The organism is Persicimonas caeni (genome assembly GCF_006517175.1).
In the GTDB taxonomy this organism is placed as follows: Bacteria; Myxococcota_A; Bradymonadia; order Bradymonadales; family Bradymonadaceae; genus Persicimonas; species Persicimonas caeni.
On the sequence record NZ_CP041186.1, the window covers coordinates 4951418 to 4977412 of the forward strand.

The following is a 25995-nucleotide window of genomic DNA, read 5'->3' on the forward strand; positions in this document are numbered from 1 at the left end:
GTAGTCGAGTGGAGAGGGACCGAGGGAGAGGCCTCCTCCTGAATCCTCCTCCATTTCGCTTCGCTACATGGAAGAGGACGCCTCTCCTCGGTCCTCTCCTCCTCTTCGCTTTGCTACGAGCGGAGAGGAAGATGTCGAATGATGTAAGGTATTCATGAGTCGTAGTTCCAAAAACCGAACCGAATACCCCTCGCCGGCCATTGTGGTGGGCGTGGGGCGCTTCGGCTTGGCGGTCCTCGAGCGCCTGGGCGAGGACTGGGAGGCGCTCGAGCAGGCGACCGACGACGCGTCGCTCAAGAACCTGCGCCTCGTGCATGTGCGTGCCAAGAGCGACGTGCGCCAGAGCGAGTGGCGAAAGGGCGAGCGTCAGTTCGTCGAGATCGCCCGCTATACCGGGGACGGCGACCTGCCGTCGCTGGCGCTCGACTTCGTGATCCTGCGCTCGCTCGGGCTGATTCGCTACCGAAACGGCACCTACCAGGTCGCCGTGCCCCGCGACGAGGGCGTTGTCGAGGTGCCCTCGGACCGCACCCGCGAAGTCGTGCCCGATGCGGAGGTCGACGACGACACGCCCGACACCGACTTCGCGCGCCAGCGCTACTTCGACTGGAAGAACCTGAGCCCCGACCCGATCACCTCAGTCGAGCGGCTTCGGGTGCTCAAGGCGCGTCAGGCCGACCTCGATCTGTTCATCACCCCGCTGGTCAACCGCATACGCCAGGGCCACAGCCCGCGCGCGGTCCTCGCCTGCATCAGCCGCTGCCGCGCGCTCGCCGAGGGGCGAGACCCGTGGCCGTGGTCGTGGCTGTTTCGGCCGCTCGTGGAGGGCGGGGCTGCGGAGACGGAGGCGGGTTTTCGCCACGTGCCCGTCGAGCGTGATTGGCTCGAGCCGAACGACGTGCGCGGCTTCCTCGAAGGCTTTGCGAGCGAGCCGCTGGACGGCTGGGCGAAGTGGCTTCGCGAGCTGAGGCTGCAGATCGACGAGCCGACCCTTGGTGACATCGACCTGGGACAAGGGCGCTTTCGGGTTAGCCTTCCCACGCCGTTTCTGCCCAAGGCGAGCGATCTGGCCTCGCCGATCATGCCCACCCAGCTTTTGACGGTCGACTGGGAGACGACTGGTTGGGCGACCAAGGAGCTCAACAACGGCGGCTCGGTGGCCTTCGAGCCGGTCGCGGTGAGCCCGTTTCGCCTCGGGCTCTTCGATCACGACGACGGCTCGCGCATCCACAAGACCAACAGCGGGGAGTTTCGCGCCCGGCTGCGCGAACTCGCCATTCACGTGCACCGCGGGCTGGTGCGCATGTGGGTCGACCTGCAGCGCGAGCGGGTCGAGTCGCCCGAAGAAGAGCTCGAGCCGACCCGGCGCCGCGAGAGCGTCGACGACTCGCTCGACCAGTCGCTCGAGGTGCTCGGCGAGCTGTTGGTCCGGCCGCTCATCTCCGAGCGCGCGCTCGATGTCGACGCCTGCGAGGGCGACGACGAGCTCGACGAAGATCACGACCGCTACGAGGAGCTCGCCCTCCACGACACGGCGAGCACGTTTTTGCGAAAGCTCGTCGTCGAGGAGGCCGACGCCGAGAATGCCGCGCGTGACGCGCTCGACAGCCGGCTGACCGCCCTCGGTTTCGCGCCGCCGCGCGCCGAAAACCTCGAGCACAAGCTCTTTTGCGACGTCACGCTCGAGCCCAAAGACATCAACTTCGAGCCCGACGAGAGCAGCATCGTCGACCCGGACGTGCTCAACCGACGCAGCGAGGGGCTGCTCGAGCTTCGGAGCCTGCTCAACGAGCGCACCCGCCAGCTCTTCGATTTCTCGTTTCTCAAGCAGTACCGAAATGAGCCGGTGCGCCGCGCGCCCCGATTGTCGATCTACGTGGTGTGCGACGCGACCGAGGCGTTCGCCCGAAGCTCGATGCGCACAGTCTTGCGCGAGATCCACGCCGAGTTGTTGCGCGCCTACGGCCCCATCTTCGAGACCTACCGCGAGGGCTTCGACCGTGCGCTGTCGGTCGTGCCGATCATCTGGATGCCCCATCCGGCCGACAGCTTCGGCGGCAAGCACCCGTTGGCGAACCGCTGCGAAGAGGCGGCGATCATCGAGTCGATCCAGGGGATTCGCCGCTGGGTCGAGAGCGTGCCGCGCGGCAAGCGCTGCATCCCGCAGGTGATGATCAACAGTCGGGTGACCGACAACGCGGTGTTGAGCGTGTGGGACTCGGTGCGTCAGACGCGCGACTTCCTGAATTTCCAGATGCGAAACGATCTGTCGGGCGACCCGTGGCTGCGTCGCACGGCCACTGGCACCAAGGGCGACGACTTTTTCGCCTCGTTTTCGTGCCACGAGATCGAGTTTCCCGCCGAGCGCGCCCGCGAGTACCTGGCGAACCGCTACGCGCGCCACAGCATGAAGCGCATCCGGGACGGCGAGCACGGCCCGCTGCCCGACGTCTCCAACGAGCCCATCGAGCCGCCGCGCATCGACGAGTTGGTCGCCGAGCCCGCCGAGCGCTTGGGCGAAGAGACCGGCCGCGCCGCCGAGCAGATGGAGCGCCAGGTCTTGGGGCGCCTGGAGGCGTCTTCCAAGACGACCGTCGACGAGGTCGAGTCGCTCTTCGACGAAGCCTTCGAAGAACGGCTCCTCGAGCGCATCCACGGGCAGTGGCAGAACTTCACGCGCCGCCGCGGCGAGATGGACGACATGGTCGACGCGCTCCGGCGAGATACCTCGCAGAACCTGAGCGAGACCCTCGGCGTGGTCAAAAAGGCGGGCGACAAGCTCATCGAGGACTACGCGAGCAAAGGGGGGCTCAAGCGCGCCTACGCGGGCTTTGGCGAGCTGCATCACGTCGCGCGCGACCACCTTCGCGGCCGCGAGGGCGAGCGGCGCTCCAAAGAGAGCTTGTGCCTCGACCACAATATCCCCAAGACCAAGAGCGTCGGCAGCACGCGCTCGAGCGTGGTCGCCGAGGGGCAGAAGAAGCCCGACTACTCGGCGATGGTCACCGGCCTGGTGATCTGGGGGCTGATGGCGCCTGCGATGGGCGCGCCGATCGCTTGGGCGATCGCCAAGGCGCTCGACTTGCACCTCGACCCGAACGCGTTCGAGGTCATCTTGGGCCCGCTCGGGCCGTACGTAGGCGGGCTGGTGCTCTTCTTGCCCGTCTTCTTTTTGCTGCGCTGGTATATGCGAAAGCATGTCGAGCAACTCCAGGCAGCCATCGACAGCATGGCCGACGCGGTGCGTCGGGTGGTCGACGGCGGCCAGGCCGCCCTGCAGAGCACCCCGTCGATTCGCTCGTTCATGGAGGCGCGTCTGGTCCACACCGCCGCGCTCGCTACGCGCAGCTACGCACGGCAGGTCTACGAGCGGGTGTTGCAGGACCTGGAGCTCGCCAGTCGCCTCGGCCGCAGCATCGACCTGCAACAAGATGTCTTGATGCGCCACGCCGAGGACCTCGGCGTACAGCTCAAGATGACCGACCTCGACTCCGAAGAGGGCGACGACGACTTGAGCCGGCTCTTCGACTCGCGCTCGCGGGCTCCCATCGACAAGCTCATCGAGCCGGATCGTCTCGTCGATTACTACGAGCGGCGCATCGGCGGTGACCACGAGGTCGACGAGATGCTCGAGCGGTTCATCGAAGAGGTCGGCGGGTTTGCCAACTGGCGGCGCGTCGCGTCGATGTCGGACACGCCCTTGATCTTACGTTACGCGCGCACCCAATTCGACGCGTTGGTCAACCAGCCGGTCAGCGATCAATTCGTCTTCGAGGACGAGGTGCGCGAGCGGCTCATGGACTTCGTGATGGCCAACTTCTCGAATATCGGCTTCGGCGCGAAGTTTGCGGGTTACGAAGGGCTCGACCCCGACGGCATCGACGTGCTGGCGCGCACCGCGCTGGTGATTCATCCCGGGCTCGAGACGGTCTTCAACGAGGCGCGCAACGCGCCGGACGCGCCGGCGCGGCTGCGCACCCTCGATGTGAGGACCGCCTCCATCGAGCCGAACTCGGCGTATATGCTGTCGCTCGTGCAGGGCATTCGCCCGCACAGCGTGCGCAACCTGCGCCGGTTCGAGTCGTTCCACCATCGCGCGCAGATGCCCGACGACCGCACTTTCCCGCTCTCCGGCGAGAGTCACCACGGCGTGTCGAGCGCGCCGATCAACCACCTGACCGGCTACGATTCGCTGCGCCAGAGCATCAACCGCGGCGTCTTCCACATCGCACGCCAGGTCGAGGCCCAGGCCGACGAGGCGGCTGCAGCAGCCGGCGAAGGAGGTAGCGATGAATGATATCGGCTACTTCGAGATGATCGTTCGGCTCATCGAAATGCTCATCGACCAGATGTGGCAGTTCACCGCCGGCGTCTTCGACCTCGCTCGCCATATCGGGCCGCTCGGAAGCGGCATGATCGTCGTGGGCGTCTGCTCGGTGGCGATGGGCGTGGCCTGGGCGATGCAGCGTCGGCTGAACAAGAAGCTCGAGAAGGACCCCAAGGAATCGGTGTCGATGCTCGGCCAGGAGGTGGCGTTTTCGCTGCCTGCGGTGGCTCTGTTCATCGTCATGCTGCCGTTTTTGATCATCCGCTGGGTGGTCGGCGCGGCCGGCAAGTTCATCATGTCGTTGGTCTCGTCGAGCGACGACAAGGCCAAGGGCGAAGAAGAGGAAGAAGAGATTTCGGTCGTCGTCGCCACGATCGGCCCGTCGTTTATGTGGGCGGGGCTGATCGTCGCCGGGCTCTACGTGTTCGGGCGGGTGAGCGAGCCGCTGCTCCGCTACCAATTCGATCTGAGCGACGGCTACCCGGCCTGGCAGTACCTGATCATGGGCGATCGCCCCGAGCTCGAGTGGTACCTGCCGCTGGAGCGTTTCCCGTATTTGGGCGCGCTGGTGGCGACCGGATTGTGGATGACGATCTGGTGGTGGGCCGGGCGAATCGTGCGCATCGTGCTGGGAAGCGAGCTCGGCTCGAACCTGGCGGAGAAGATCGAGAACCGACAGGTCTTGAAGAGCTGGCGCACCTGGTTTGGCAGCCGCATGCTCTTCGAGCCCGACACGTCGTATCGCGCCTGGGCGAAGTGGCTGCCGGTGGCGGCGGTGCCGTTTTTGATTTGGTCGTGGGGGACGCTGTCGACCGAGCCGTACCGCATGGGAAGCTCGATGTTTGCGGTGAGCCTTGTGCTGTGGCTGTCGTGGGTCATCCACGTCAACCTGATCGGCCACTGGCATATGGTCGAGGACGAAGCCGAGCCCGAGCCGGAGCCGGAGGCCCCCGAGGGGCGCGACTGGTCGAACGTGCTCGAGGATTTGCAGGTGCGCCTGCAGGTCGAGGAGCCGTTTGCCTTCGACGCGCCGCGCGTGGTCGAGCCGCTCGAGCCGGCGTCGCGTGCGCCCAAGCACGGGCTGATTTCGCCGCTGCTAGGCGAGGTTTTGCCCGACGAAGCCGGCCTGACGCACATGCAACAGGCGGTGCTCGAGACGCTCTCGCACCAGGCGTACGTGCACGTCGACCCGCCGACGGTCGCAGGTGAGCTCGAGCTCGGGCGCACCGGCGGCGCGGGCATCGAGGACGAGTCGGGCTTGAGGCACCGCAACCAGGTGGTCCTGGCGCCCGACGGCAGCGGTAAGACGACGCTGGCGATGCTGGCGGCGTGCAACCATGTGCTCGTGCACACCCGGGCGACGCTGGTAGTCACCCGCGACGAGGCGTCAGCCGAGCGGTTCTGCTCGATGCTTCGGAGCACGCTCGAGCCGTCGACGCTTCGCTGGACGGTGCGCGTGCGCCAGGCGGGCTCGACGTTGGTCAACGACTTGAGCCAGGGCATCATCCCCGACGTCATCGTCACGAGCCTTCGCCAACTCGTGGTCGGTATTTTGAACGAGCCGCGCACCTACGCCCCGTTTCTGAAGAATCTGGGGCTGATCGTCGTCGACGACGTCGAGTCGTTCTGCGGGCCGGTCGAGATCCACATGCAGCTCGCGTTTCGTCGGCTCACGCTCAGGGTGCGCGAGCTTCTGGGCACGCGCCAGCTCGGCGAAGAGAGCGCGCCGGTGACGCTGCTGTTGGGCGTCGACTCGATGCACGACACGCCCACGTGGGCCAAGACGCTGTGCGGGATCGACGCGGTCACGCGGGTCTTCGAGTACGGCCGCGCTCGTCGCTCCGTTCCCAGGGCTGGAAGCCCTGCCTCCAAAGCCGACGAAACCGCAAAATCGGAGGCAGGCCATCTTGGCCTGGATAGCGGCGGCCTCGCCGCCCTGACTGACGCCGAGCCGGGCCGCTACCACCTGTTCTACCAACTGTCGGACTTTGTGTCGGAGTCGGGCGAGTCGCTGTCGGTGCACGATCTCATCGAGTCGTGCGAGCGCCTCGGGATTCCGTGGCACTATCGCACGTGTGGCGACGCGCACCGGCGAAAGGGGCGGCAAAACCTGAAGCTCGAGCAGGAGCCGCAGCACGACGTGAGTTCGCCGCTGGACGCCGGTGTGGTCTTCTTGGCAGGGCACGTGAGCACGGTGCGCCGCGAGATCGACCATCTGTTGCACGCCGGGGTGCGGTTCCAGCCCGATGGGCAGACGAGTGGGCAGCAGGACGCCGCGAACGACCGGCCGGTGCCGATTGCGTTCGTGAGCGTGGTCGACCCGGATGAGCGCATGGCGCTGACCGAGCTCAACCCGAACTCGTCGCTGGCCGACGTGGTCGAGACCTTGCCGCGACCGGTGGTCCGCGCGCCGTTCGGACGAGCGGTCGAGGCGCACCTGTCGGCCGATTTGGTGGACACGTGGATGGAGGTCGCCGATATCCTCGACGTCTTCGGCAACACCACGGTCCACACGCTGGGTCGACTGGCCGACAGCGGCCTGTTGGTTCACGAGTCGCGCACGGACTTGGACGCCGAGGAGAACGATTACGAGAAGAACATGTACGTGAGGGTGCCGGCCAAGGCGGTGGCCTCGGAAGAGGGCGAGGAGGACCGGGGCAGAACGGACCGGGGCAGATCAGACCGGAGCGAGGGTGTGCTGCTGCCGCCGAAGGTCTCACAGGTCGAGCGCCCGTCGGGCGCCACGGTGGCCATCCGCGACCGCACGAACCTGACGATCGTGGAGGTCACCGACCGCATCAGCGCGCGGCATGTGTACTACCCGGGGCGCATCTTCGAGACCGCGCAGGGACGTTACGTGGTGGTCGGCGCGGCCGCCGACGCGGCCAAGCAGGCCGACGGAGGCGCGGTCAGCGAAAACGACATCTTGGTCGAGCCCTTCCTGAACGACGACGTGTCGAGTCCGCGGCGGCGAAGCTGGTTCCGCCCGCTGCGCGCCTCCGAAGCACTCCCCGGCGAGCGCCAAGAGGGCCGCGACGGCTCGGTCGAAGGCGCCGCCTCGGAGGGCCACGACGCCGAGCCGGTCTTCATCGGCGACTACCCGGTGTCGGTCTCCCTGGGACCGGTCGAGTGTCGCACGCGCCACCTGGCCACATTCCGCCTCGACCCGCACAACTTTGCGGTGCGCCAAAAGCTGCTCTACACCGCCTCCCAAGCGGCCCACACGGTGTCTGACACCATGTCCATGTCGGGCAAAAACACGGTGTCTGATACCATGTCTGCAGGGGCAAAAAACGCGGTGTCAGACACCGTGCGCACGGTCGCGCTGGGCATCATCGCCAACCCCCATCTCGACATCGTCGCCGACGCGGCATGCCCGAAACTCGAGTTGCGCGACGCGCGTCTCATCGCCGCGGCGATGCGCGCGGTGCTTCCCTCGATGTACCGCGGCTCCGACGTCGACATTCAGGTCGCGCTCCACATCGCCGCCGACAACCCGGACACGGAGTACGTGCTCGGCTCCGACGACGGTTTCTACCTGTACGACCCGCATCTTGGCGGCAACGGGGCGGCGCAGGCCATCCATCGCGACGGCGTCGAGCTTTTGCTCCGGCTGTGTCGCGTCTACCTCGAGCGCGTCCTGTACCACGACCGGCTGCGCGCTCGGTACGATTACTGGGCCAACGAAGACGAGCTCGTTGGGCGACGTCGACGCACGGATAAGGGGCCTCAGGATTCGGAGCGTGAGCGCGACCAGCAAGCGCGCAAGCGTGCGCTGACTTGGCTCGACAGCAGGCTTCGCCCTGAAGGCAGCGTCACCGGCGGGAAGCGTCGCGGCAGCTTCGGTGTGGGCTCGGAGGAGGGCGAGGGCGACGTCTTCGACATCGGTCGGTGTTGGTACAGCGAGGACGGCACGGTCACTGACCTCATCTGGACGAAGCATCGCTGGATGCTCGACGACGGCACCGAGGCGATGTGCGACGTGGGCATCGGTCGCAAGACGGCAGCTAAAGCGCGAACGTACACGGCCGAGCCCGACGCTGGCGAAGAGGCATTCGCCGAGCACCTCGCTTGGGTCTCCAAGCAGCTCGATAATCCGGCCTTCGAGCTCGACGACCAGACGATCTGGGGGCGCCCGGCTATGGTTTGGTCGCTCGAAGCGGGTGACGAGATCCCGAGCGGCTCGGACGCCAATCTCCTGCGCGACGAGGCGGTCATCGCCTACCAGAAACTCGCGCTGGCCGTCGCTTGCGATAATTACGCGGCCCTGGGCCCCTTGGCTGACCTCTTGGCACAAGAGAGCGACGCGGACCTGACGACCCCCGAAGGGCGCCTGACGCTCACGCGTTTTGTCACTGATTTCGTGCAGGGCATTCCGTTTGCGTCGAAGCGCCAGCCGCACGCCTTTGAGGGCCCGATTCGCACATTGCTCTATCGCCTGGGTAACCAAGAGTCACAGACTCTGTTACTCGCGCTGCTGTTGAAGCACGCCGGCGTCGACTCGGGACTCTTTTGGCACCCGGAGACCGGCCGGATGATGACGGCGGCCGCGCTCCCCAAAGCCAGCACGGTCGAGACCGGCGAGCAGATGCTCACCTGGCGCGAGCGCTTCGGCCGCGACGACCGTCGGTTGATCTGGGGCGAACTCGAGCCGCAACCGGGCTCGGGAGGCCAATATCCCCGCGTCTACTTGCCGATTGCGACCGACAAGCACGAAGAGATCGCAGGAGCGCTGGTCGAAAAGCCCGAGCAGTGGGTCTTCTTGCCGCTCGCCGCAGCTTGGCTGCGTCTGGGGATCGAGCAGACGGAAATCCCGGGGGGCGAGTGATGAAAGTCGGACTTCTTCACTACTTAGTTGCAACGAGTGTACTGCTCGCGTCGGCATGCGCCCCCGACGGCCCTCGCCAGTTGCCCTTTCCGACATTCGACGCCAGGGCTCCGTTTCCGGAACTCTCGGGGCCCACGGGGAATGAGAAGGGCGAATCCGAGGGAACTCCCGGTAACAGCAACTACGAAAAAGCGATCGCCGAGTCGATGGAGGCGGGTGAGGAAGAGGACGAGGCTGGTGGTGGTGAGGCGCAAACGGTCAAGCGCCAGGATGTGCCTTTGGCCGGCACGCTCGTCTCGTCGGTGCCGCTCGAATTCGACGAGTGGCAGTGGTCGTCGCAGGGCAACGTCACCATCATCACCCACCGCGAGCCCGGCGCGAGCCAGCCCGACGCGCTCGTGTACGTCGAGGGTTTCTCGCCGCTGATCCGCATGTTTCCGTCGGTCGAAATCCGGCGATTTCAGCAGACGGTCGACCCAAACCTGGTTCCGTCCTTGGCCTTGCCAGGTCTCACCGACGGGCTCATGGGCGAGCTGTCGGAGCAAACCGGCGTCGACGTGGGCCGACTGAGCGAGGTGCTCACCCGCGCGGCCAGCCACACCATGGGCATGGGGCTGAACTACCGGTCGGGTGAAGATACGTTCACTGGTTGGCAGTGGGTCGGCCACAACGAGGCTCGCGTCGAGCTACGCCTGGGGCGCACCGAAGGCGCGTGGAGTTCACGCCCCATCTATGACCGCGACATCTCCAGCGCGCTGTCTCAGGTCACCGAGCAAGTGTCCGGGCTGTCGGGCATGCAGACGCGCTACAACGAAGTGCTCGGCGAGCAGGCGTCGCGCAAAGCGTCCGGTTGGCCCGCGTGGATGCTTCTGGGAAGCGCCGTCGTCGAGCGCGACCGCGGCCTGCATATCGCCATGGTCTGCAAGACGACCCCCACCTGCCCGGTCGCGGGCGAACTCTCGGAGTTGCTCGCCAACATCCGACCGGCTGACGCCGCCACGGTCGACGTGCTGCGAGATCACGGCTCGAAGACGAGTCTTCCCGACTTTGCCAAGGAGCAAGGCTTACCATTCGTCGAAGGCGACCAGCTGTTGCAACCCGCCGAGATTGGCGAGCAGCTTCGCAAGGCGCTGGGCGAATGATCCATGTGAAACACGCCCCCACCCAATACGGTGTCAGACACCATGTTTTTTGTGGTCTTTTCGTGATTTAGGACGGTGTCAGACACCGTGTTGAGGGAGGAGCATGTCGCAAAAATTTACTGTTCGACGTGGTGATATTGCTCAATGCGACGCCGACGCAGTGGTCAATGCGTGGAATCGCAACTTCATCCCTCACTGGTTGCTGATTCCTCAGGGAGTTTCCAAGGCGCTGCGAAAGGCTGCGGGGCGCGAGCCGTTCCGCCAGGTCGGGCGAATGGGGTTGCTGCCGTTGGGTGGGGTGGCGGTGACTGGTGCCGGCGAACTTCCGGCCAAGTACATGCTGCATGCAGCCGCGCTGCACGCCTACTGGTCAGCGTCGGAGAAATCGGTGCGGCTTGCTGCCGAGAGCGTCTTCCTCCGTGCAGATGAACTCGACGTCGCTCGTGTCGCAATTCCGCTGCTGGGGGCGGGAACTGGCGGTGTAGATGCAGCAACGTCCTTTCGGCTCATCTTCGAAGCATGGGCCAAACACCCCCGCAAATATGCCTGCGAGTTGTACGTCTTCGACCAGCCCAGCTGGGACGCAGTGCACGGGCGGATCGACGCCGAATATGGGGGGCGCGTAGATCTCGAAATCCAGATTTAGATACCAGCTGCCCGCGCTGCTTCCATCCCCCGTTGGAGGAATCAGGAGGTCTTAGCTGGCGGCTCGCGCCGTATCTTCGTGCTCCCACCCACGCAGAACTGGTGGCCCGGCGGAATTGTGCCGTCGGGAAACTCGACTGTCGACTTTCCCTTTCGCCACTTGGCGATGGCCTCTCGGTAGCCGTTGACGAGCAGGCGTCTGCTTTCTCGATAGGCCTGGCGCTGCTTGCAGTCGCCGCCGTGACACAGCGGGCGGGGCGCTTTCTTGGGGTTCTTTGGGCGCTCGTTCCATTTTACATCGAGTACCTTCTGGGGGCTGGGAAGCGGTCTTTTTCGCTTTTTGGCCAGCTCACCGGCGTGCTCGTGGCACGTCTCGACGATCTTTTGGTGATAGGCCTCATCGTCGAGGTTTTTCCATTGCGGGAGCTTCGCCATCTCGAGCGGGTAGCGCTCGGTGGCCATCTCGATGAGCTCGGCTTCGGTCTTGTACTCGTTCTTGCGTTTGCGCTTTTCCGCCCAATAGGTCTTGCGGTTGACGACTTCTCCCACCATGGGCTCACCAGACTTGTGGATATCCCACGAGCACAGCCCCGGCCACTGCTCCGGGTGGCGCATAAGGCCTGACTCACATGGATTGCACACGATATAGCGCAGTCGGTCGACCATCGCCTCGTCGTCCATCACTTTGGTCGCGGTGTAGCGGCGCTCCCAGAAGGTGCCAGTGCGGTTGCGCAAAGCGTTGATTTTCTTGGCCAGCTGGCTCTGAAAGTCGCGCATGAACAGGTGCAGCTGCAGCTTCTTAGAGCGCGCCAGCATGTGGAAGTGGTTGGACATGAAGCAAAACGCGAAGATTTCGACGCTGTAGCGCCAGGCGTACTTTGCTAGCAACCCCAAGATGATGGCGTTGACCTGCTCCTCGGGCAAAAGCGCGTACATCTGGTGCAGGGTGCGATTGCTCAGCTCGTAGATGACGTCCTTTTCCTGATTTCGAAGCGGGTGTCCCATGTGCCGTTCTCCGTAACGTGGTGAAGGTTCATCAACAGCCCTCACTATGGTTTTCGGCAAAAAGGGGCGATTCGTTGCGTGATCGGGCGAAAAATTTTGGGAGGCGTGGTGATCGAGCGCGCACAAGATCGTGCTCAGACGCGCATAAATACTGGTCCACACGGTGTCTGACACCGTGTAGGGGGTGGGCGAGATCGGGGGGCATTCTCTGTTTGCGAGTGTGCTAAGCTGACCGGCATATTTCGCCATCCGAGCAGCTGCGCCCCCACCCGCCCAATGCGTCGGCGGTACCTGCAAGATTGCCTCGAGCGGCGACGTCTTTTCGCCGTTTTCAGCCCCATCCGCCGGCTGGCTTGTCAAGAAACCCCTTGAGTTTGCCCAGATCTCCCGATTACCATTCCTACAAGCCCTGCTCAGGGAGGAGCGGGCTGCTTTGTAGTTTGTAGCACCACCAGGGATGGCCATGACACGCGACGAGCGAGATCGCTTCGCCGATCTTTTCTGCAGGCTGATGCACGCCGACACGGCGGACTCGGACACCACGACGTCCGACCGCACCTCGGCGTTGCGCCTTCTGAGCCACTCTCTACTCAACTATTTGGGGACCACGGGCACCCACGCGACCGGCGACTTGGCCGAGGCGTTGGGATGGCTCGGTGCGTTTCTCGACTGGACCCGCGGCGATGCCGATGCCGCCCAGGTCGCCGAACGTCTGGCGCGTTCCCGCTCGGTCGACGCCCTCAGCCCGGCCATGATCGAGCGTCGCCTCGCTGCACAGCCGGTCGCCACCGAGCGTCCTGCCCCGCGCGAGCCCCAGCCACCTGTCTCCGACGACCCCGTCGTGGCTGCCATCGCCGAGGTGGTCGATATCGAGCATGCGCTGGCATCGCTCTTGGAGTTGGCCGAAGACAAGCTGCGAAGCCGCCTCATCGACGACTCCGTGGCCTTGGCGGCTTCCCTCGAGCTCTGCGAGGATGCCATTCCAACTCCCCTCGCCGAGCGCTTGTTGGTCACGTTTCCCTCCTGGAATTTCGAAGCACCGGTGCCGGTCGACTCGCGTCGCAGCAATGCCCTGTGGATGCTCGCGGCACTCGAGTCCACCGACGCTCCCAACCCGCTCGGGGAGGGCAGCTTTCGACTTTCGCAGCGCGATCGCGGCTTCGAGCGCGGCTTGGCCCAGAATATGGCTCGCCTCGAGCTCATTCCCGTGGTGCGTGCCGCACTTGCTTTTGGCGGCGACGAAACGCTGGCTACCTTCGAGGCGCGCGAGGCTTTCCTGCGCCAGTTCACCATCTTTCGCTCCCAACCCGCGCTCTTGCAGCTCGCTTCGGCGCTCATCGAGATTCGCGGCCGTTGCATCGACTATGTGTGCGGCGGCATGCCCTTTGCCAGCATGAGCCCTTGGATCGAGTACCTGCGCGGGCCCTGCGTCGAGCTGGCCGAGGTGCGCGAATGCACCCTCCGCGAGGCGATGAGCTACGCCCACTATTGCCTTCACCTGGTCAATGTGTGCGACTTTGCCTCCATGGGGCCCGAGGCTTTCAACCAGAAGACCCGCGACACGTTGACCAGCCTCGAAGAAGAGCTCAAAGAGTTCGCCCTCGCCGGGCAGCGCGAAGGGTTGTCGGACGGAGAGGCCGACCTGGGTCGTTTCGAGCGCGCCCGCTGGCGCCGCGCCGGCGACGCTTCTTACCTCGCCGATCGGCTCAGCCGACTCCGCGGCGCCTGGCGCAGGGGCACCACGCCGGGTCCGATGGGCGCGCCTCCCAGCCTCGAACCCGAGATCACTGCGCACAGTATGGCGCTCGTCGAAAGCTTGGTCGGTCAGTCTTGCGAGGCTGACATCGCCGCGCTCGCCCGGCTGGTCGAGAATGCCTGTCTGAAGAATTTTCACTGGCTCGAGTACCTCGAGCCGGCCCACATCCTCGAACTGCTCGCCATCACCGTCACCGCCGCGCGGGATCTCCCGGGCATCGACGTTAGCCGACGCTTCCAGATCGACCTGTCGCCGCTTGCTCGGTGGGCGACCGACGCCGATCGTGGCCAGCTCAACCGGCGCATTCTTTCCGCCTTGCTCGACCGGCGGCGCATGAGCGAGATCCTCAACGGCACTCGCGAGCCCAGCGCTCTGCGTCGTGGCATTGTCGGCCAAGTCGTGAGTGGCGAAACTCATCAGCCTCGGTTGATCATGCACTTTGTCGCCGATCCCGAGTTGCAGGCATTGCTCGAACTCTTGGGGACGACCACCAGCGACGACGACGGCTTTCACGCGGTGCTCGAGCGCCGACTCGAAGATATGCTGCAACGCCACCAAGCTCCGGCAGCGGAGACGCTCGACCACGCCGACCTCGACGCCGCCGAACTCTCCACCGGTGCGCGTGCTTCGGTGGGAGACGCCGGCGTCTGAGCCGTACCTTCCGTTCGCCCTTCATCATCGATGTCCGCGTAAGATCCGGGGTCGCGACTCTCCAACTTGAAGGCTAGGTGTGACAATCTGTCACGCGTGTCTGGTGGTGTCTTCCTTTGTGGGTGTCTCTCCTACATCCCCTCACAGAGTGTGCATATGTGCCTATAGCGGTTACCCTGTAGGTGGACATGCTCTTTCGTGGGATTTATTCGGAGGCTTTTCGCCCGTTGGCATGGCAGTTGCTCTTTATCCCCAGTGTCCGACGCAACCTGCACTCACGGGAGTTAGCCATGCGGAAAGTCGTCACCATTTTGATCGCTCTTGTCGCCTTCGTCGCTTCGACGCCGGCCTTCGCCGAGTACCTTCCCAACGGAGAGACCCAGCGAGATGTCGTCCCCAGCAGCGACATGTTGACCAAATACCTGGCCGGCAACGGCTTTGTCCTGAGCCGCCTCGAGCTCCGCGAGTACTCGGCCGACCCGGTCGAAGACCTCGTCGAAATCGCGACGACGAGTTCGGAGGTCCAGGTCGTGCGCTCCCGCGCCATTCAGTGCCTCGCGCTGTACCGAAGCGACGACCGCGCTCGGCAGGCGATCAGCGACTTGATGGGCCAGACCCGCACGAAGGACCCGCTCTTCTCGGTCGTGCTCGTCAGCTACGCCCAGGTCGAAGGAGAGCAGGGCGCCGAAAAAGTTGCCGAGTACCTCGATGTAAAGGATGCCGACATCCGCATGGCGGCGGTCGTCTCGTTGGGTCGCTTTGGCGGCTACGCTGGCTACGAGGCCTTGCTCGAGCGTCAAAAAGAGGAGGAAAACGCCCGCGTCCTCGAACGCATCTCGTCGTACGTGCAGTGAGAGGGCGAGAGCGCATAAACATAACGAGCAAGAAAGAGAAAAGCCCCGGCCGCTACTCCCACGGCCGGGGCTTTTGCTATTCCTCAATCGCTCGATTGCTCGATCATTCCGAGCGAAGCTCGACCAAGAGCTCCTTTGCGCGGCTCACCTTGATGTCGCCGCCTTCGATGAGGCGCTCGACGAGCTGGCTCATCTCGTCGCTCGTAGCGCCGGCGGTTGCCGCGACGCTGCGCGCGTGCAGTGACATGTGGCCACGCTGGATGCCCTCGGTCGCCAGCGCCTTGAGCGCACCCAAGTTCTGAGCCAATCCGACCGCGCCCATGACCTCGGCCAGTTCGCTGGCCGTCTCGACGCGAAGCACGCGATGAGCGAGCTGGACCGTCGGGTGCAGCCGAATCGGGCCGCCGACGGTGCCGACCTGCATGGGCACTTCGAGTTCGCCGACGAGGCACTCGTCTTCGATGTACCATACCGCCATGGGGCGATACTGACCGTCACGGCAACAATAGGCGTGGCAGCCGGCTTCGACCGCGCGCCAGTCGTTTCCGGTGGCGATGCACACCGAGCTGATGCCGTTCATGATCCCTTTGTTGTGGGTCGTCGCCCGGTACGGGTCGGTCTCGGCGAACTGGCTGGCGTAGGCGATGCCCTCGGCGACTTCGCGGCCGCTGTAGCCTTTCCAGGCCAACTCGCCGAATGGGATCTTGCAGCGCGATCGCACCAGGCGCTTGTCGGCCAAGTTCGAAAGAATCCGAAGGAAGACCTTGCCGCCCGTCAACTCCTCGACGCGCGGGGCGATGCCCTCGGCCATCGTGTTGATCAGGTTGGCGCCCATGGCGTCGACGGCGTCGATGAGTAGGTGGACCACCAGCATCTTGCGGTAGTCGCCGCCGTCGAGGATGCGCACCTCGATATCTTTGGCGCCGCCGCCGCGCGCCACCATGTTCGGCTCGAAGGAGTTGGCCAGCTCGACCAACTCGCTGCGATGGGCGAGGATCGCCTCCTGGGCCGCCTCGAAGTCGGTGCAGCCGACCACCTGGACCTGGCCGATCATCACGTTCGATTTGCACTCGGACTCGAACCCACCGCTTTGCCGCACAATCTTGGCGCAGTGGCTCACCGCCGCGATCACGCTGGGCTCCTCGACGGCCATCGGTACCACGTAGTCGTTGCCGTTGATCGTAAAGTTCAGTCCCAGGCCCAACGGCAACTCGAAGACGCCCACGCAGTTTTCGACCATCTTGTTGGCCGTCTCGCGGTCGAGGCCCCCGTCGCGCTCACGGAGAATGCTCGCGTCCTCTTCGTCGATGATCCCATGGTCGAGCAGACACTCGAGACGCTCGTCCATCGACATTCGGTAAAAGCCCGAGATGCGGCTAGACGGCCGCGACTCTTCGGTCGTCGAATCGATGTCGGGATCGACTTTGCTCATCGGTGAATCTGATCGCAACTGCAACATGTTAGTTGTCCTATTTTCAACGCTCGGGTAACCCGCCGGGCCGCTTGGGCCGTCGTTTTCAGAAGCTAAGATGCAGCCGGGTCACCGTCCGTGACACATTTGTTCCACGGTAGGAACTAGTGCACTGTCGCGCACTGTCTCAACGACTTTCCGACGAGTGGTCGATATCGGCCGATGAGTCGTCAATGCGCGTCACGAGTCGTCGAGACTCTGCAGGACAACGCAGTTCAAAAAAGGTTCGTTCCCGAACCAAATCAGCGTTTGAACCGCCGGATATACAATTGCGGATCAATCCCCTTCGACCAGCGTACCAGCACCTGAACCGCGCCTTGGTAGGGTTGTTTTTGGTCGAGGTTGACGTGGGTCCAGACGTCCTCGATCTCGCACACCTTGGTCTGGCCGCGCCATTTGACGAGGATATGCTCGCCGATTTGGGGCACGCGAAACTGGTGGTCCGAGCGGGCGCCGGGAACCGGGACTTCGGCGTTTTCGTCGACAATCACAATCTGATACATATTGACACCGAGAGATCGGCAAGATGGTAGCTTGAGCATGACTTGCGTGTCGCGTCGAGTATACGGCGTTTCACGCGCGCGCGGAAGTTTCCCGCAGATGACTGGCATTTGTAGGGATATTTGCGGCGCAGCATGCCTGATGGATGCCTGATAAGTGAGCGATACGGAGTCCTCGATGCGATGTCCGACATGTGTAGGAGGCTGTCTACTGGCGCTGTTCGCAGCGCTCGGTGTTCCGGCCTCGGGATTTGCTCAATCTGACGGGGCCGCTCCTGCGCCCGAGACACCCGAGTCTGTGGAGGCCGAACAGACCACCGACAAAGCTCGAAGTGACAAGCCAAAAGCAGACAGTGTTCCCGCTGGTGTCCGGCCCAATGTGTTTGTGTCGGGAAAACTCGCGACGACTCCCCGCGATCCCGACTTCGGGCGCCGAGGAGCCGCGAGCGCCGATCAGTTCTACACCGAGAATCTAGGTCTTGCTCCGGTCGACCAGCGCCGAAAGATCAGCGCGGTGGCTGACCGTAACGTGCTCGTGCCGATGGCACAGACCGTCTCCGAAGGGACGCTCTCGTACTCCAACTACAATTTTCTGGGCAACTTGATCACCTACGGGGCGAGCGACAGACTCGCCGTGACCGCGGGCGTGGTGCTGCCGGCCGGCGATGGCGATCTCATTACGTCGGTGTCGGGCAAATACAAACTGCACGAATCGAGAAACTGGATCGTTTCGGTGCTCCCCTTTGGCGTCGCGGCCAACGGTTCGATGAACCTCGACACCTACCAGTACGGATTGGGGAGCGGCGTGCTCGCCGACTTCCACGCCAGCGATACGGTGGTCTTGAGCGGCGGGCTGCTCGGATTTGCCACCCTGTTCGCCGGCTACGACCGCTACGGCGACGATTGCACGCGCTCGGAGTTCCAGGCAGAGAGCTGCCCGGTCGAAACGGTCGACCTCACCTTGCCGGCCGGTGGCCACTGGATCGCCGCCACGCTCGGCGCCAATTGGTTCGTGAGCGACCGCTTTTCGGTCAATCTCGAGTATATCCTCGGCGGTAGCTGGGGGACGTTTTTCGGCGTCGAAGACAACAGCGAGTGGAATGATCTGGAGTCGCGGCGCGCTCGCTTCGAGGATCCCGAGTTCGACTCGAGCTTTCCCCATGGGCAAGGCCCGACGATCTCGTTGGGAGGCACCTGGTCGAACGGGAGCAGCGCGCTGCAGTTCGCCTTGGTCTTCATTCGTCGCCAAGACGACCAAAATACCTTGGTGATCGACGAGAGCCGTGAGTTTACCCCGGTGCCGATGCTATCGGGGGCGTTCAACTTCTAAGCTTGTGCCCCACAGGCCTTCCTGTACCACGACTGGCCCCTCCTATGTCTGAGACAAGTTCCGCGTTCGGTGCACTGTTGCCGTCGCTGCAAACCGAGATCCCCGGCCCCAAATCGATCGAACTGGTCAGTGACCTCGCCCAGAGTGAGTGCCCGGCAATCACCGCCCGGCGAGCTCGCCGCGAGCGCGAGACCGGTGTTCCTCAGGACCCGATTGTCTGGGAGCGATCGCTGGGCGCCAATATCGAAGACGTCGACGGCAACGTCTATGTCGACCTGACCGCGGCCTTCGCGGTATGCGGGTTGGGCCACAATCCGCCCCAGGTCGTCGAAGCGGCCCGCGAGCAGGTCGGACGGCTCACCCACGCCATGGGCGATGTCTACCCGAGTCGCGTCAAAGTCGAACTGGGCAACTTGCTGGCCGAGATCGCCCCGGGCGATTTGCGCCAGTCGATCTTTGGCCTCTCGGGCGCCGATGCCGTGCAGGCAGCGCTCAAGACGGCGGTGATGCACACCGGAAAGCCGGGCGTGATCGCGTTTTGGGGCGGCTATCACGGCCTCTCGTACGGCGCGCTGAGCGCGACGGCCTATCGCAAAGAATTTCGTGAGCCGTTCCTCGATCAGTTGAGCCCGCACGTCCAGCACGTGCCCTTTCCCGATCCGTATCGGCCGCCCTTTGGGCTCGATCCCGAAACGCCGGCCGAGGAAGTCTCGTCGGCAGTTCTTACGCACCTGCGACAGATCCTCGCCCACCCGGCAAGTGGCGGCGAGGGGATTGGCGCCATCATCGTCGAGCCTTTGCAAGGCCGCGGCGGCGAGGTCGTTCCTCCGCCCGGGTTTCTGGCGGGGCTTCGCGAGCTGTGCGACGAGTTTGGTCTCGTGTTGATCTTCGACGAGATCTACACCGGCCTGGGACGCACGGGTGATCTGTTCGCCTGCGAGCACGTCGACGTGATTCCCGATATCATGTGCATTGGCAAGGCCATGGGCGGCGGCTTTCCTATCTCGGCGGCGATCGGCCGCCCGGAGGTCATGGGCTCGTGGGGCCTGAGTTCCGGAGAGGCGATTCACACATCGACCTTCCTGGGGAACCCACTCGGTTGCGCGATGGCGAAGGCGGCGATCGCCACGATCGTCGAAGAAGAGTGGCCGCGCAAAGTGCGCGAGCGTGGCGAAGCCTTGCTCGATCGATTGAATGGGTTGGCTAGGCGTTTTCCGACAGTCATCGGCGACGTGCGCGGGCGCGGATTGATGCTCGGTATCGATTTGGTCGAGGATGCGGCGACACGCGAGCCTAACGGAGCGCTGGCGTTGGCGCTGACCGACTATTGTCGCAAACACGGCTACCTCGTACTCCCCTCGGGGGTGTACGGCAACGTGCTCGCGCTGAGTCCGCCCTTCGTCATATCTGACGCGCAGTTGGACGGGTTCTTCGAGGTCTTCGAGCAGGGCCTATCGACGTTGGCACAATGAGACAAAACTTGACGTGTCGCTGACTTCGCCTTAATCAGAAGGGGTTGAAATAAGCTTCCACTCACCTGCATCCATCTTCCGAAGCAGCGCATGGCGACCAAGTCCTCATCCCAAAGCAACGAACAAGAACACTCCTCTGGGGGCGTCCTCGTTCGCCAAGTCGAAGGCGAAAACCTCGTGTGCCTGGTTCAGATCCCCACGCGCGGTGGAAATCCGAGCTGGCGGCTGCCGAAGGGATGCATTGAGGAAGGGGAGACGCCCGAAGAAGCTGCGATCCGTGAGACGCGTGAGGAGACCGGATGCAACGGCGACGTGCTCTCAGAGTTGAGCGACGTCGAGTACTGGTACACCCGCCGTGACGATGAGAGCGGCAACCGCATTCGCGTGCGCAAGACGGTCGATTTCTTCTTGATGAAGTACACCAGCGGCGATGTGGCCGACCACGACCACGAGGTCGACGAGGCGGTGTGGTATCCGTTCTCGGAGGCACTTCGCACCATCAGCTACGACGCCGAGCGTCGGGTGCTTCAAGAGGCCATCCACGCTTGGGATGCTTACCTGTACCGCAAAAGCTTCGAGGAAGAGGGTGTCGGCTCTAGTCTGTGACTCGGCCTGCGCAGCTCAACAGAGATGACGCCAATCCGGTCGGAAGCGCCTCATCGGTCGCCTCGAGGACCTCGTCATCCACCTTCGGGTACTCACTCGCCTCCCCGGCGGTGATCTTCGATTCCAAGACAAACCGGCCGTCGCGGCCGCTCACCACCAGCCAGACGGGCCAGGGCTGATCGCGCTTTCGCTCGTCGAGCTTCTCGTCGGGGACGGGCGTCGAGAAGAGCTCGAAGCGCGGCTCTTCGATCTTCACCAGTTCTTCATCGTCTTGTAACCACCGGAACCCCTCGTCGGTCACCTCGATGTCTCGGCGCACCTCGACGGTGCGGAGCGCCTGACGAGTGAAGAATCCTCGTAAAAAGTAGAACAGCACCATCCACACGATCACCACGATCGCCGAGATGATCAGCGCGTCGAACGGTGCGGATCGCACCCCCTCGAATGCACGCGCCACCGCAAACAGCACGGCGGCCAGTCCACCGACAAGTCCCGCTAGAATCGGGTGTTTTCCCATCCACCGCAAAGCCTCGCCCAACCACCCTGTGCGCGGCTCTTCGAGGACCGTCGTATATGCGATTCGAACTTCTGTCATACGTCTCCAAGGCGCGGTGCCCGAAGGGTATTTAGAATCTCTCTAACTCGTGCTTGACGCTAGTCGACTCGAGCATAGCTTGATGCCGCAACGATCTTTAACAAAGGTTTGACCACCAACGAAGCACACACTTGCAGTACGGAGGAAAAGATGGCGACCGAAAAGACGATTGAGCATCTGAACACGCTTCTGGCTGACTATATGGTGTACTATCAGAAGCTGCGCAACTACCACTGGAACGTAAAGGGCCACGAGTTCTTCAAGCTGCACGAGAAGTTCGAAGAGGGCTACCTGATGACGGCCGAATGGGCCGACGACATCGCCGAGCGCATTCTGGCGCTGGGCGGAAAGCCGCATTCGACGATGGGCGAGTTCGTCGAGAACGCGCGCCTCAACGAAGAGACCGGCACGCCTAACTGGCGTGAGATGGTCCAGAACCTTGTCGACGACATCCAAGCGCTCAACGAGAACAGCATCGACCTGATCGAGAGCGCCGAGGAAGATCGCGATCGCACCACTGCAAACGTGATCGACGGGATCGTCGATGCCCAGGAGGAGAACCTGTGGATGTATCGCACCTTCCTGAAAGACTAAACCCGAAGGGTTGAATCAGCCTCAGGTCGTACACGCCCGCCGTCGGTTTTGACGGCGGGCGTGCTGCGTTCTTGGTGATGTATCTGGGCGGCGCAGTTCTACAGGCGTAGAAGCGCCGTGCCCCACGTATAGCCGCTGCCGAAGGCGGCCATCGCCACCATTTGGCCCGAGCGGGCGCGTCCATCTCGCCGAGCGATATCGAGCGCCATCGGCAAGCTTGCGGCGGTGGTGTTGCCGAATTGATCGATCGTATGCACGACTTGATCGTCGCGCAGCCCCAGATTCTTGGCGACCATCTCGTTGATGCGCCGATTGGCTTGGTGGGGGACGAGCAAAATGTCATCGAGCGCGGTTGCAGCGTCATGCTCGCCGACCCCGTGCCGGTCGAAGAGTGCCGTGATCTCACGCTCGAGCGTGCGAACGGCGTCTCGGAAGACCGTGCGTCCCTTCATGTGGGGAAAGTGGCGACCGTCCTCGAGATCGTCCGACGAGATATGCGGCCGGCTCGTCGAGCCTGGCGCCTCGCACCACAACGCCTCGGCGCCCTTGCCGTCGGCGCCCAGCGACACCTCGATGACCCCGGCATCGCCGTCGTCTCGCCACTCGAGTACGGCGGCGCCTGCGCCGTCCCCGAACAGAAGCGAGACGGAACGTCCTTCCGGGCTCAAGTCGAGCCCCGGCGAGTGTGCCTCGCTGCCGACGACGAGCACCCGTTCGTAGGTGTGGGTCGCCAGCCAGGCGTTCGCCACCGAAAGGGCGTACAGAAAGCCCGAGCATTGGTTGCGCACATCGAGCGCAGGGATCGGTGCGAGTCCCAATTTTCGTTGTAAGAAGACGCCGCTGCCAGGGAAGGTGACATCGGGAGAGAGCGTAGCGAAGATGATCGCGTCGATGCTCTGCGAAGAGCACCCCGCGTTCTCGAGCGCCGCACGAGCAGCGTGCTCGCCCATTGTCGAGGCCGATTCGCGAGCGCCCAGATAGCGGCGCTCGCGAATGCCGGTGCGTTCTTCGATCCAGTCGGCTGTCGTACCCAACAGCGGGGCGAGCTCTTCATTGGTCACCACACGCTCGGGCACGTAGTGTCCGGTACCGGCGATCACAGTGGGCATGACGCTCCGTGGGCAAAGGCGTGACTGCAGGTTTCCAGTCTAACCACCTCCGCCCACCCTCGGCAACCAGAGCTCAATCGCTCGGCCACGGGTTGGGCGGCTGCCCGACCTCTTCCTCGCCGCCAATCTCCTCGATGTTTTCGATGAGCTGGTACATCAACGCGAGATCGGCCTCGATGTCGGCATCGGCCTCTTCCTGGGCGGCAAGCCACGCTTCGACGTTGGCGGCCAGTGGCACCAACACGTTGAGCGCCGCATTCGGCGCACCGTGGGAGGCGCGATCGGTCGCCATCTTGAAGCCGGCGTAGATGTTGAGCGTCACAAAGGCCTTTTCGACGGTGAAATTCTCGAACTCACCTTCGGCCGGCGTCTCGCCCGGAGCCAGCGGGTTCGACAACGAGATCGTCTGCTCGACGAAGTCTTCGGTGCCCGGCTTGCGGTAAGTCAGGGTGAGATCTCCCACCGGCGCGCCAGCCGGTGTCTGGGCGAGCATGTCCGGATCGTTGGTCGGCACGAGTTCGAGCAAGATCACACCACCACCGCCGCGTCGTCCGCCGCCCGGGCCGATGTCGTCGATGCTCTGGCGACTCGCCATGAACATGGCCGGGATATAGATGCTGGCGTCATGATCGTCGCCCATCCAGTCGCGGGTGCCGTAGGCGGCGCGGAAACGATAGGCCTCGGCGCCATCGAAGGTGACGCTGACATCCTCAGCCAGCGGGACCATAAAGGAGCTGATCTCCTCGACGAACACCTCCTCGACGGTGGTGAGGTCTTCGATGAAGTAGAAGTTACCCGCGCCCGCCTCGCTGAGCTTGCGCATCAGCTCGAGGTCGAACTCGCGGCCCACACCGATGGTGGTCAGCCCAACGCCATTTTGAGCGTAAGAGGCGCCCAGGTTGATGATGCGATCGGTGTGGGTGATCCCGGCGGTGGCCAAACCGTCGGACAGCAGGATGACCCGGTTTTGGCGGTCGCCGGCAGCGTGAGTGGTGACCTGCTCGGCGGCCTTCTTGAGCCCGTCGTAGATGTTGGTAGAGCCACCCACCGACAAGTTGGCGATCTGTGTCTTGAGCTCGGCGCGATCAGGATCGTTTTCGGGCGTCGACCGGAAAACGAGCTGCGCGTTGTTCGAGTAGGTGACCAGCGCCACTTCGTCCTTGGGCGCGAGCTCGTCAGCCATCAGCTGCAAGCCCTGGCGCACCGAATCGATGGAAGCGCCGTGCATCGAGCCGCTGGTGTCGATGGCGATCGCCATGTTGAGCGGCGGGCGCTGGAAGTCATCGGGCTGGTGCGGGGTGTTGAACCCGATCGCAACGGTGGTGCAGTTCGACCCGTTGATCATGTTGCCCTGCACGCCGAACATGCCGTGCAGGCAGATGTCATCGCCGCAGTCAGCCGGCGGCAACTCGAATTTGTGCTCGTTGAAAAAGCCCACGGCGTCGAGCGTGCTCGGCGCAGGAATCTCGCCCTGCTCGACGAGCGTGCGGAAGCGGCCGAAATCCTGTGCGCCCGACTGGCCCACGCCGGTCGAGCCGCCGGAGTTATTGGCCGGTGCCATCGCACGGCTGTCGAATCCGGCGCTGGAGTCATCGGCGCAGCCGGCGGCGCAGAGCAGGGCGATGGCGACCAAGATCGCCGACAGGCGGCCAACGGGGAGCTTGGGTATGGGTGCACGCATGGTTCTTCTCCAACTTCGGTGAGCGTTCATCATCCAATCAGTAACGGATCACTGAGACTGCTTCGATATAGCCATAGCCGCGGACGCCGAGGCGCTGCGAGACTTCGTCTGTGGTGCATTGCGGGTCGAGCACGGGGCGCTCGAGCGCGCGTACCAGGTGCAGGGTGCGTCTTCCGTCGTCGAACGCGAGGGACTCGCCGGGAGCGAGCACCTCGGTACCCTGTCCGGTCTCGGCGAGGCGCAAATCGGCGGGCAGATCGATCTGGCCGCACTGTGTTTCGATCGGCTCGCACCCAGTTCGAAGAGCGGTGCGCGCATCGACGCCCATGTCCGACGGGATAGCGGTGCCACGGGTCAGAAACAGATGGGCGCTGCCGTCGACGAACCCTTCGGGGCTGACGTAGTCGGCGCGGATCGACAAGCCATCGAAGCCGCCCTGGCGCGACAAGGCGCGCAACTCGAGGACGACGTCGTGTTGCTGGCGTAGTTCGATGGCCGACAGCGCCTCCAGCGGCGCGCAGAGCAGATAGCTCTGGCGCGCTTCGGCGTCATAGCGTCGCTCGAGTTCGAGGGTATGGCATCCATCGATGCCGGCGTCGATGTGCCGCAGGGCCCACTCTCCATTGGGAGGCTCCTCCCAGACCATCGACTTGCCTGCGCCGGGCATCTTGCACTCGTCGGGAATCTGTTGGGGCTCGTCCGGCCGCCAGGCGCGCTCGAAGTGCAGCTTCTGTGCGCCCACCGACTCCCAGGAGTACGTAGCGCCCGGCGGAATCTCGGCCGCTTCGGCTTCACCTTCGGCACCGCACACCTGCGATTCGCCGCAGGGTCGAAACCGGTACGATTTGATCTGGTCGGGATCCACGTCCTCGTAGTCACCGCGCAGTACCACGGTCTGAGGATCGGGCTTGATGTACTCGGGGATATTCGGGTCGAACGCGAAAGTCTTGGGCTGCAGGCTATCGTCCCAAAAGACGATGATATCGTCGACGGTGTCGCTCTCAATCAGACTCGCCGCACATGGCCGGCCGCCCAGATCATCGACGCCGCGCCAAGGATCGGTGTTGTCGATCCCCATGCCGAGTTCCTGGTCGGAGTAAAGCGGCCAGCGCACCGGCGCCCCGAACGCATCGTCAGGAAGAAAGCGATCGGGCGACTCGGCGACGCGCTCGCAGTCGAGTTGGACCTCGGGGCGCAGGTTTCGCACCCGAAGCACATGCATCTCACGCGACTTGTTGAGCACGGAGACCCGCGACTGCAGTTCGGCCGAGATCAACGGCGGCGTGGGGTTGGGCCCGCAGGAGCCCACCGCCATCGCCAGCGCGACGACGGAGGTGAGACGAGTGCCGGTTGAAAGATGTCGATTTGTACGATGCATACGCGCTTTCTTGGCTCTCATCGTGCTCACTCTCTCGGGCGGCCCCGAGGC

The 25995-nt window shown here is 63.9% G+C and carries 17 protein-coding genes; 10 read left to right on the forward strand and 7 right to left on the reverse strand.

From position 1 onward, the window contains the following. Positions 1-154 precede the first annotated feature (154 nt). From FIV42_RS18255 to FIV42_RS18270, 4 genes are all read left to right on the forward strand, one after another. A complete protein-coding gene (locus FIV42_RS18255; RefSeq protein ID WP_141199073.1) occupies positions 155-4297 on the forward strand; it encodes a hypothetical protein in 4143 nt (1380 codons plus the stop codon). Then, positions 4290-9155 (forward strand): DEAD/DEAH box helicase, encoded by a 4866-nt coding sequence (locus tag FIV42_RS18260; RefSeq protein WP_141199074.1) that lies wholly within the window; start codon positions 4290-4292, stop codon positions 9153-9155. The genes FIV42_RS18255 and FIV42_RS18260 overlap by 8 nt, the downstream gene beginning before the upstream one ends. Continuing rightward, positions 9155-10297, forward strand: coding sequence for a hypothetical protein (locus FIV42_RS18265; protein WP_141199075.1), 1143 nt, complete (start codon positions 9155-9157; stop codon positions 10295-10297). The genes FIV42_RS18260 and FIV42_RS18265 overlap by 1 nt, the downstream gene beginning before the upstream one ends. A 103-nt stretch (positions 10298-10400) precedes the next feature. Continuing rightward, positions 10401-10943, forward strand: a complete 543-nt coding sequence (locus FIV42_RS18270; protein WP_141199076.1) for a macro domain-containing protein — start codon at positions 10401-10403, stop codon at positions 10941-10943. Positions 10944-10984: 41 nt separating this feature from the next. Here the strand turns inward: FIV42_RS18270 and FIV42_RS18275 are convergent, their stop codons facing one another. Next, the gene (locus tag FIV42_RS18275) at positions 10985-11947 is read right to left on the reverse strand and encodes a transposase (protein ID WP_168210744.1); all 963 of its coding nucleotides are present in this window, start codon (positions 11945-11947) and stop codon (positions 10985-10987) included. A gap of 463 nt (positions 11948-12410) precedes the next feature. Between FIV42_RS18275 and FIV42_RS18280 the strand changes: the two genes are divergently transcribed. Further along, positions 12411-14354, forward strand: coding sequence for a hypothetical protein (locus FIV42_RS18280; protein WP_141199078.1), 1944 nt, complete (start codon positions 12411-12413; stop codon positions 14352-14354). A 290-nt stretch (positions 14355-14644) separates the two neighbouring features. Continuing rightward, complete coding sequence (locus tag FIV42_RS18285; RefSeq protein ID WP_141199079.1) at positions 14645-15208, forward strand: hypothetical protein; 564 nt, start codon at positions 14645-14647, stop codon at positions 15206-15208. Positions 15209-15311: 103 nt separating this feature from the next. Here the strand turns inward: FIV42_RS18285 and FIV42_RS18290 are convergent, their stop codons facing one another. Together FIV42_RS18290 and FIV42_RS18295 are read right to left on the reverse strand one after the other, a co-directional pair. Further along, positions 15312-16640, reverse strand: coding sequence for a hydroxymethylglutaryl-CoA reductase, degradative (locus FIV42_RS18290; protein WP_141199080.1), 1329 nt, complete (start codon positions 16638-16640; stop codon positions 15312-15314). 281 nt (positions 16641-16921) lie between these two features. Then, positions 16922-17182 (reverse strand): hypothetical protein, encoded by a 261-nt coding sequence (locus tag FIV42_RS18295; RefSeq protein ID WP_141199081.1) that lies wholly within the window; start codon positions 17180-17182, stop codon positions 16922-16924. 382 nt (positions 17183-17564) lie between these two features. Between FIV42_RS18295 and FIV42_RS18300 the strand changes: the two genes are divergently transcribed. The 3 genes from FIV42_RS18300 to FIV42_RS18310 all read left to right on the forward strand — a co-directional run bounded on the left by FIV42_RS18300 (position 17565) and on the right by FIV42_RS18310 (position 20587). Beyond that, positions 17565-18509, forward strand: coding sequence for a hypothetical protein (locus FIV42_RS18300; protein ID WP_141199082.1), 945 nt, complete (start codon positions 17565-17567; stop codon positions 18507-18509). A gap of 44 nt (positions 18510-18553) precedes the next feature. Beyond that, positions 18554-19981, forward strand: coding sequence for an aspartate aminotransferase family protein (locus tag FIV42_RS18305; protein WP_141199083.1), 1428 nt, complete (start codon positions 18554-18556; stop codon positions 19979-19981). 90 nt (positions 19982-20071) lie between these two features. Further along, the gene (locus FIV42_RS18310) at positions 20072-20587 is read left to right on the forward strand and encodes an NUDIX hydrolase (RefSeq protein ID WP_141199084.1); all 516 of its coding nucleotides are present in this window, start codon (positions 20072-20074) and stop codon (positions 20585-20587) included. Here FIV42_RS18310 and FIV42_RS18315 read toward each other — a convergent pair. Next, positions 20577-21182: a hypothetical protein gene (locus tag FIV42_RS18315; protein ID WP_141199085.1), complete on the reverse strand. Its 606-nt coding sequence runs from the start codon at positions 21180-21182 to the stop codon at positions 20577-20579. The genes FIV42_RS18310 and FIV42_RS18315 overlap by 11 nt on opposite strands. Before the next feature lie 150 nt (positions 21183-21332). On the opposite strand from FIV42_RS18315, the gene FIV42_RS18320 reads away from it, so the two are divergent. After that, positions 21333-21776, forward strand: a complete 444-nt coding sequence (locus FIV42_RS18320; RefSeq protein WP_141199086.1) for a Dps family protein — start codon at positions 21333-21335, stop codon at positions 21774-21776. Positions 21777-21874: 98 nt separating this feature from the next. Here FIV42_RS18320 and FIV42_RS18325 read toward each other — a convergent pair whose 3' ends face one another. From FIV42_RS18325 to FIV42_RS18335, 3 genes are all read right to left on the reverse strand, one after another. Further along, on the reverse strand, positions 21875-22885 hold the full coding sequence (locus FIV42_RS18325; protein ID WP_141199087.1) for a 3-oxoacyl-ACP synthase III family protein: 1011 nt from the start codon (positions 22883-22885) through the stop codon (positions 21875-21877). A 73-nt stretch (positions 22886-22958) separates the two neighbouring features. Next, a complete protein-coding gene (locus tag FIV42_RS18330) occupies positions 22959-24566 on the reverse strand; it encodes a vWA domain-containing protein (RefSeq protein WP_168210745.1) in 1608 nt (535 codons plus the stop codon). 37 nt (positions 24567-24603) lie between these two features. Beyond that, a complete protein-coding gene (locus tag FIV42_RS18335; RefSeq protein WP_141199089.1) occupies positions 24604-25944 on the reverse strand; it encodes a hypothetical protein in 1341 nt (446 codons plus the stop codon). Positions 25945-25995 lie beyond the last annotated feature (51 nt).

Coding starts and splice junctions, on each gene's coding strand:
- FIV42_RS18265 (WP_141199075.1), top strand. CDS start 9,155: ATGAAAGTCGGACTTCTTCACTACTTAGTTGCAACGAGTGTACTGCTC.
- FIV42_RS18270 (WP_141199076.1), top strand. CDS start 10,401: ATGTCGCAAAAATTTACTGTTCGACGTGGTGATATTGCTCAATGCGAC.
- FIV42_RS18315 (WP_141199085.1), bottom strand. CDS start 21,182: ATGACAGAAGTTCGAATCGCATATACGACGGTCCTCGAAGAGCCGCGC.
- FIV42_RS18255 (WP_141199073.1), top strand. CDS start 155: ATGAGTCGTAGTTCCAAAAACCGAACCGAATACCCCTCGCCGGCCATT.
- FIV42_RS18320 (WP_141199086.1), top strand. CDS start 21,333: ATGGCGACCGAAAAGACGATTGAGCATCTGAACACGCTTCTGGCTGAC.
- FIV42_RS18290 (WP_141199080.1), bottom strand. CDS start 16,640: ATGAGCAAAGTCGATCCCGACATCGATTCGACGACCGAAGAGTCGCGG.
- FIV42_RS18310 (WP_141199084.1), top strand. CDS start 20,072: ATGGCGACCAAGTCCTCATCCCAAAGCAACGAACAAGAACACTCCTCT.
- FIV42_RS18305 (WP_141199083.1), top strand. CDS start 18,554: ATGTCTGAGACAAGTTCCGCGTTCGGTGCACTGTTGCCGTCGCTGCAA.
- FIV42_RS18295 (WP_141199081.1), bottom strand. CDS start 17,182: ATGTATCAGATTGTGATTGTCGACGAAAACGCCGAAGTCCCGGTTCCC.
- FIV42_RS18335 (WP_141199089.1), bottom strand. CDS start 25,944: ATGCATCGTACAAATCGACATCTTTCAACCGGCACTCGTCTCACCTCC.
- FIV42_RS18325 (WP_141199087.1), bottom strand. CDS start 22,885: ATGCCCACTGTGATCGCCGGTACCGGACACTACGTGCCCGAGCGTGTG.
- FIV42_RS18275 (WP_168210744.1), bottom strand. CDS start 11,947: ATGGGACACCCGCTTCGAAATCAGGAAAAGGACGTCATCTACGAGCTG.
- FIV42_RS18280 (WP_141199078.1), top strand. CDS start 12,411: ATGACACGCGACGAGCGAGATCGCTTCGCCGATCTTTTCTGCAGGCTG.
- FIV42_RS18285 (WP_141199079.1), top strand. CDS start 14,645: ATGCGGAAAGTCGTCACCATTTTGATCGCTCTTGTCGCCTTCGTCGCT.
- FIV42_RS18330 (WP_168210745.1), bottom strand. CDS start 24,566: ATGCGTGCACCCATACCCAAGCTCCCCGTTGGCCGCCTGTCGGCGATC.
- FIV42_RS18260 (WP_141199074.1), top strand. CDS start 4,290: ATGAATGATATCGGCTACTTCGAGATGATCGTTCGGCTCATCGAAATG.